This is a genomic window from Rhizobium sp. 01N447_2 (assembly GCF_056399245.1).
Genome location: NZ_JBFTQY010000136.1, coordinates 1 through 6551, shown reverse-complemented (window position 1 = coordinate 6551; position 6551 = coordinate 1). Strand labels below are relative to the sequence as shown.

The window sequence follows — 6551 nt, the reverse complement described above, 5'->3', positions numbered from 1 at the left end:
ATTGGATATCGATGAGCTGTCCTTCGACCATCGCATCGTTGATACCCGTCAGCCGGGTGATCTCGGGCGGGATCGGCCGGGACGGCTGTTGCAGGCCGCCATAAATGCCGACGATATCGCCGATCGCGCCGTCATCGTTGAAGGTAAAGGCGACGGCGCCGATTTCGATGATCTCGTCGCTGCGGTGGTTGAGACCGGTGGTCTCCGTATCGAGAATGACGCCGAGCCGCGAAAACTCCGGCCGTCTGACTGACGCAACCGGCCGGGCGGTCAGCTTTCTCAAGATGCGATAGTTGCCGCTTTCTTCGAGCGTCCGCGCCATGTCTTCATCAGAGTAGGCGGTCGGTTGGGAAGGTAGCCGGCGCGATGGACCGCGCACCTTGGCAATCGCGGGCGATGCCTTGGCAAACATGTCGAGTTGCGAATCTCTGTGCACGCTCATCGGATCTATATGTCACGGAGACGCGATTTAATCCATCACGCGACAACGCCGAGCGTCCGTCAGATGCGCAAAGGACGCTATAGCCCTTTGAATTACGCAGTCGCCAGGCGCGGCGGCGTGTGAACGCCTGCCGTTTTGTCCGGTTGGAAGCTCAGCCGGCAGATCGCGCCGGGATTGCGGTTGTCGATCGTCACCTCGCCGCCGTGCATGCGCAGGATGTCACGAACGAGATTGAGGCCGAGGCCGGCGCCGCGTCCGTCGTGATGGCGCTTGAAGAACGGCTCGAATATCCGATCCCGCATATCGGCGGGAATGCCCGGTCCCTCGTCTTTGACCTCGATCCAGTTGCAGCCGGCGGTCAGCGAGATGATGCCTTTCCGGCCGCCGTGGTTGATCGCGTTCTGCAGGATGTTCATCAGGGCGCGCTGCAGCGCCAGAGGATCGCCCTCGATCTCGCCGGCACCCTCGACATCGAACTGCACCGTATAACCGGCGGCAAAGGCCAGCGGCGCCATCTCGATGATAACCTTCCTCGCCAGCTGCCCCAAATCGACCTTGGTGAACTGGACCTTGCCCTGTTTCAGCCGCTGAAGATCGAGCATCTGCTCGGTGAGAACGGCAAGCCTTGCGGCATCTTCCAAGAGGTCGGTCTTGGTCGAACTGTGCGGCAGGGATCCAATTCGCGTATTGAGAATGGCGATCGGCGTGCGCAGCTCATGGGCGGCGTCGGTCAGAAACCGTTCCTGCCGCTCATAGCCCTCGTCGAGACGGCCGAGCGCGCGGTTGACGGCGTGCACCAGCGGCGCGATCTCTTCCGGAATATCGTTTTCCGACAACCGGCCGCCGCGCTGGTCGATATCGATCGTATCGGCCTGGAGTGCCGCCTGGTCGATCCCGACCAGCGACCTTCGCACGACAAGCGGCGTTGCGATCAGCGCGCCCAACGCCATCACTGCGACGATGGGGATAACAATTTTCACAAGGATCAATGAGACGCGGAACAGGATGAAGGCGAGTGAGTTCGGGCCGTCGGTGCCCGTCAGAAACTGCACCTGTCCCCAATCCATCGCAATCCACATCATCCGGGCAGCCGGACGGTCGTGGTCGCCGAGATCCGAGCCGAACCTTGCCTGGCCGACATGATCGAGCGTATTGCCGATGGTGGCATATTCTTCCGGAATCCGGCCCTCGGTCAAAACATGTCCCTGCATGTCGCGAATGGTGTACCAGAGATCGGGCGCATCTTTCCGCAGCTGTCGCAAATCCTCGGTCTCCCTCAGGCTCAACTCTCCGGTGGGCTGGCGGAAGATGGCCTGGCGCAGGATCTCGATCGTGCCCTCTGTCGACCTGTAATCGGTTATCTTGCCCACCGAAGTCAGCACGATCATCACCAGAATGAGCACGACCGACTGTACGGCAAGAAGCCGCCAGAGCAGGCGCTTGCGCAGCGAATAGGAGCATCGTCTGCTCATGATGCTTCACGCAGGAGATAACCCACGCCCCGGATAACGTTGATGACTACGCCCGCATGCGACGCTGCCAGCTTGCGCCGCAGCCGCGATATATGGGAATCGAGCGCATTCGACTGGATCTCGTCGTCGAAGCCGAAAACCGCTTCCATCAAGGCCGGCCGCGGCACCATGCGACCGGCCCGCCGCACCAGGCATTCGAGCACAAGTGCCTCCCGGCGCGGCATTTCCAGACGCTGGCCGGAGACGATGATGTCGCAATAGGTCGGATCGAATAAAAGCCGGCCGACCGAGATCAGCGCCGGGCGCAAGGTTTCGGAGCGGCGCATGACGGCACGCAGCCGCGCCAGAAGTTCGTCGAAGACGAACGGCTTGGCGAGGTAATCGTCGGCGCCGGTCTCAAGCCCAGTGATCCTGTCCGGAACCTCTCCCTTGGCGGTGATGACGATGATTGGCAGCGTCAACCCCTTTTTGCGGATCTTCGGAATGAGTTCAAGGCCGTCGCCGTCGGGCAGTTGCCGATCCAGGAGGACGGCGTCGTAAGCGCCGTCGCCGATCACCAGCTCGGCGTCGCATAGGGTCGAGACGTGGTCCATCACCATGTCGTGCCGGGTCAGGGCGCCCCTGAGCGCCACGGCCATTTGAGGTTCGTCCTCGATCAGTAATATGCGCATCTCACATTCCTATCGGGGCCGTCGATCCACAGGAGGAGACCATATCACCTCATCGACGCCCGCAGCAGCGGTAGCGCATCCAACGCCGGATTGCTGCCTCGAAGCAAAGGATCCTATCTCTCATCATGCGCGGCGCTGCTCGATCAGAGCCATTGGCTGGTACCTGCGGCTGATGCGATAAACCGCAGCCGGCGGGATATTGCGCAACGTCCAGCCGATCCTCTTTGAGACAAGACCGAGGGAGTCGAGGATTTCGACGGGCACTGGGCATTTTGGGCCGTAGGTGAATTGATAGAAGGCACCATGCGGTCTGAGGTTGGAGAAGCAGCCCTCGAGCAGCGCCTGAACATCGTCCGGCCGCATGGCAAGAAGCGGAAGGCCGCTGACGACGCCACCGAAGAAGCTTCTGGAAAGCGCCGTCTTCCACATCTCCCGCACGTCCAGATGCAGCACCCTGGCATCGGGAAAGCGATCTTGAAGCAGCGTGGCGAAATCCCGTTCGTATTCGATCAGAGTCAGATCGCGCTCTGCAATGCCGCGTTCCAAAAGGGCCGCGGTGAAAACCCCGGTGCCTGGGCCGAGTTCGAGAATCGGCCCGCAAGGCGGGGGCCTGATGGCGTGATCGAGGCGATGCGCAGCGGCGCGCGAAGCCAGGCAAGAAGAAAGCGTCGGCGATCGAAACGTGGCATGGGACCTTCACGGTGGCTGATTGATCCCACCCATGAACCGGCTCAACATTGCAACAGTCTGTCATGTCGCAGTCACGGTGCCGCAGACGCAGATTTTTATGCCTGAGACGCGACCTTCCGGTGCGCTGCTCTCAGCCCCCTCCTGTCGATCCAGCTTTTGATTTCGGCGGCAATCGCCTCGGGCTGGTCCTCGGGGGCAATGTGGCGCGCCGGCCCACAACCCCTGATCTCCAGGCCGGCGACGTTGTCGCGGCACCACGAAATCATCTCGCTGCCGATCAACAGCGTTTCGGAGGGACCGTCGAAGGTCAGCAACAGCTTGGGAGTCAAAGGACTGGCGGAAAGCCAGCGGTCATAGGCCTCGATCCTGGCGACCACATCGGCCGGCTCGCCGTTGATCGGCATGGCGCGCGGCCATTCCAGCAGCGGGCGCCGGCTGTTACGGTCCGGATAGGGTGCGCGGTAGACATCCCAGTCGAAATCGCTGAGCCCTTTCAGCGTGGTCGCGCGCAAGGCCTGTTCGATGAAGAAATTTTCGTCGAGGACCTTGGCCTCGCCGGTTCCCGCACCCCGCAACAGTTCATAACGCGCCTTTCCGCCGCCTGGCAGATCCTCCCAGCTCATCGGCCGCAGGATGGTTTCCATGAAGACGATGCCACGCACCCGCTCGGCGTGGCGCGAGGCCCAGTCGAATGCCAGCGCGCCGCCCCAGTCGTGGCCGACGAGCACGACGTCGTCGAGGTCAAGCGCATCGAACCAGGCGTCGAGATAGGCGATGTGATCGCCATAGCGATAGCCGATATCGGGTTTGCCGGAGCGTCCCATGCCGATGAGATCGGGTGCCAGGCAGCGGCCGGCCCCGATGCCGGGCATGATGTTCCGCCAGAGATGCGATGAGGTGGGATTGCCGTGAAGGAAGACGATCGGGTCGCCCTCCCCCAGCTCCTCGTAGGAGATGAACGAGGTGAGGATATCGATGGTCGGCATATGGAGCTCCACGCTTTCGTGCTATATAGGCAGGCGACTGTCCATTTATCATATAGACAGGTAGCTGTCTATATCGCTGCGCGGGGTTTCATGTCGTCTTCTTCCCTTGGCCTGTTGTTGCGTCTGGTCCATCAGCATTGGACACAGGCCATCGAAGCGGCACTCGATGAGGCCGGCTACGGCGATATCCGCCCGCCGCACGCCAATGTCTTCACCTTCGCGCGGCCCGAGGGCATCCAGGTCAGCGAGCTGACCAAGCTAGCCCGTGTTCGCAAGCAGACGATGACGCAGGCCGTCGAAGAACTCGAGCGCTTGGGTTATGTCGAGCGCCGGCCCGATCCGAATGACCGGCGCGGCCGGCTGGTGTTTTTGACGGAAAAAGGCCAGGGGGTCAGGCCGATAGCGATGGCGGCCGGCCGGCGCGTCGATGAATGCTGGGCCGCCCTGACCAGCCAGCAGCAGATGGACGATCTGCGGACAGCACTCCGGCGGCTGCTGGAACAGCTGCAATGACAAAGCGGGGCTGGCATGAGAGCAACCCTTTCCACTTAACCGTCGCGCGACCGAAGGAGAATGTATGCCTGGTGACAAAAGCAAGGGCGCCAAGGAGGATGTCGTCGTCATCGGCGCCGGTGCCGCCGGCATTGCCGCCGCCCGCCGCCTGCAGGCAATCCGCCCGGATCTTTCCATCCTCCTGCTTGAAGCCGGCGATCGTCTCGGCGGTCGCGCCTGGACGGCCAGCCTGCCTGAAGCCGCCGATATCGGGCTCGATCTCGGCTGCGGCTGGCTGCATGGCGCACGGACCAATGCCTGGACTGCGATCGCCGGCGAGGTCGGACTGACGGTCGACCGCACGCCTGCACCCTGGAACGATGGCGGACGGCGGCTTCAGCGGGATGACGCGGAGGCGCGTGCCGCAAGGGAGGCGATCGGCGCCTATTTCGAGCGCCTCGAGGGCCACGAGGGCCACGAGGGGAATGACGCAGCCATGGCCGATATGCTCGAGCCCGGCAATCCCTGGAACGGCCAGATCCGGGCAATCGGCACCTATATCACCGGTGCCGAACTGGAGCGGTCGTCGGTCGTCGATTACAACAGATACGATCCCGGCCCTGGCCCTGACTGGCGGGTGCGCGAGGGCTATGGGACGCTGGTCTCGCTTTACGGCAAGCCGGTTCGGGCAAGGCTCGGCACCGAGGTCACGCGCATCGACCATCGTCATGCCGGCCGTATCGCCATCGAGACGAACCAGGGTGTGCTTAGTGCCCGCGCCGTGCTGGTGACCGTTTCGACGAATGTGCTTGCCGCCGGCAAGATCGCCTTCGACCCGCCTTTGCCTGACAAGATCGAGGCAGCAGCCCGTTTGCCGCTCGGGCTCGCCGACAAGCTGTTCTTGAGGCTCGCAAATCGGGAGGCGGTGCCGGCGGATACGCATATGCTCGGCTCCACCAGTCGCGGCGCAACCGGCACCTATCAGCTTCGGCCGTTCGGCGCCCCCGTCGTCGAAGCCTATTTTGCCGGCGACCTCGCGCATGATCTGGAGGGGCAAGGCAGAGAGGCCGCCTCCTCCTTCGCCGGAGATGAACTGGCGGCACATTTCGGCGCGGATATCCGCAAGGAATTGTCGGTGGTCGCAATGTCGGCCTGGGCCGCAGCGCCCCATATCGGCGGCTCCTATTCCTACGCAGAGCCCGGCGCCTCCGATCTGCGTGGCCGTCTCGCCGCGCCGCATGACGGGCGGATCTTCTTTGCCGGCGAAGCCTGTTCGACGTCGCGTTATTCGACGGCGCACGGCGCCTACGCGACCGGCGTCGCTGCAGCCGAGCTGATCGCGGGGTCGTTTTCGCAAAGTCCGTAACCTTCGCCGGCCGCGATCGCAGGCAGGAATATTTTTTTCTCACTTGGTAGCGCGGACGGGATTGGTTATGCTGCCCTCGCCCCTGTGCTCCCAGCCCAGGGCGCTATACGTCATCCGGCGGCGAGCGGCCGCCTCAAGCACAATATTGTCATTGTCATTGATTGCAGGAGCCCCGGCTTCTACCCCGACGTTTGCAYGTCGGCTGCGGGTATCCGCATGAGGAGGAAGAAATGGATTATCGCAAGCTCGGTCCTAGCGGGACCGTCGTCACCGCCTATTGCCTCGGCACCATGACCTTCGGCGCGGAGGCCGATGAGGCCGCCTCGCACAAGCTGCTCGACGATTATTTCGCCTGGGGCGGCAATTTCATCGATACCGCCGATGTCTACAGCGCCGGCAAGTCGGAAGAGATCATCGGACGCTGGCTGAAGG

7 protein-coding genes and 1 pseudogene are annotated in these 6551 nt (G+C 62.8%); 3 read left to right on the top strand and 5 right to left on the bottom strand.

Translation table 11 applies throughout. From position 1 onward, the window contains the following. The 5 genes and pseudogenes from AC1ECN_RS37860 to AC1ECN_RS37840 form a co-directional block, all read right to left on the bottom strand. A partial coding sequence (locus AC1ECN_RS37860; RefSeq protein ID WP_477955946.1) for an exonuclease domain-containing protein occupies positions 1–442 on the bottom strand: 442 nt, incomplete at its 3' end. A gap of 92 nt (positions 443–534) precedes the next feature. After that, on the bottom strand, positions 535–1914 hold the full coding sequence (locus AC1ECN_RS37855; protein ID WP_130690138.1) for an ATP-binding protein: 1380 nt from the start codon (positions 1912–1914) through the stop codon (positions 535–537). Next, positions 1911–2585 carry a response regulator transcription factor gene (locus AC1ECN_RS37850; RefSeq protein WP_018071245.1) on the bottom strand — a complete coding sequence of 225 codons (675 nt, stop codon included), beginning with the start codon at positions 2583–2585 and terminating at the stop codon, positions 1911–1913. The genes AC1ECN_RS37855 and AC1ECN_RS37850 overlap by 4 nt, the downstream gene beginning before the upstream one ends. A gap of 123 nt (positions 2586–2708) precedes the next feature. Beyond that, positions 2709–3274 (bottom strand): annotated as a pseudogene (locus AC1ECN_RS37845) (class I SAM-dependent methyltransferase). A 96-nt stretch (positions 3275–3370) separates the two neighbouring features. Then, complete coding sequence (locus AC1ECN_RS37840; RefSeq protein ID WP_130673954.1) at positions 3371–4261, bottom strand: haloalkane dehalogenase; 891 nt, start codon at positions 4259–4261, stop codon at positions 3371–3373. Here AC1ECN_RS37840 and AC1ECN_RS37835 point away from each other — a divergent pair, their 5' ends adjacent. The 3 genes from AC1ECN_RS37835 to AC1ECN_RS37825 all read left to right on the top strand — a co-directional run. Then, positions 4262–4774: a MarR family winged helix-turn-helix transcriptional regulator gene (locus AC1ECN_RS37835; protein ID WP_130673953.1), complete on the top strand. Its 513-nt coding sequence runs from the start codon at positions 4262–4264 to the stop codon at positions 4772–4774. It abuts the gene before it with no gap. Between the two features lie 64 nt (positions 4775–4838). After that, positions 4839–6119: a flavin monoamine oxidase family protein gene (locus AC1ECN_RS37830; RefSeq protein WP_477955942.1), complete on the top strand. Its 1281-nt coding sequence runs from the start codon at positions 4839–4841 to the stop codon at positions 6117–6119. Between the two features lie 230 nt (positions 6120–6349). Further along, positions 6350–6551, top strand: a 202-nt coding sequence (locus AC1ECN_RS37825; RefSeq protein ID WP_477955940.1) for an aldo/keto reductase, incomplete at its 3' end; no start/stop codon positions are given.

Bases quoted from the DNA above. Each gene is read 5' to 3' on its own strand.
- AC1ECN_RS37840 (WP_130673954.1), bottom strand. From the start codon at position 4,261: ATGCCGACCATCGATATCCTCACCTCGTTCATCTCCTACGAGGAGCTG.
- AC1ECN_RS37855 (WP_130690138.1), bottom strand. From the start codon at position 1,914: ATGAGCAGACGATGCTCCTATTCGCTGCGCAAGCGCCTGCTCTGGCGG.
- AC1ECN_RS37850 (WP_018071245.1), bottom strand. From the start codon at position 2,585: ATGCGCATATTACTGATCGAGGACGAACCTCAAATGGCCGTGGCGCTC.
- AC1ECN_RS37835 (WP_130673953.1), top strand. From the start codon at position 4,262: ATGGAGCTCCACGCTTTCGTGCTATATAGGCAGGCGACTGTCCATTTA.
- AC1ECN_RS37830 (WP_477955942.1), top strand. From the start codon at position 4,839: ATGCCTGGTGACAAAAGCAAGGGCGCCAAGGAGGATGTCGTCGTCATC.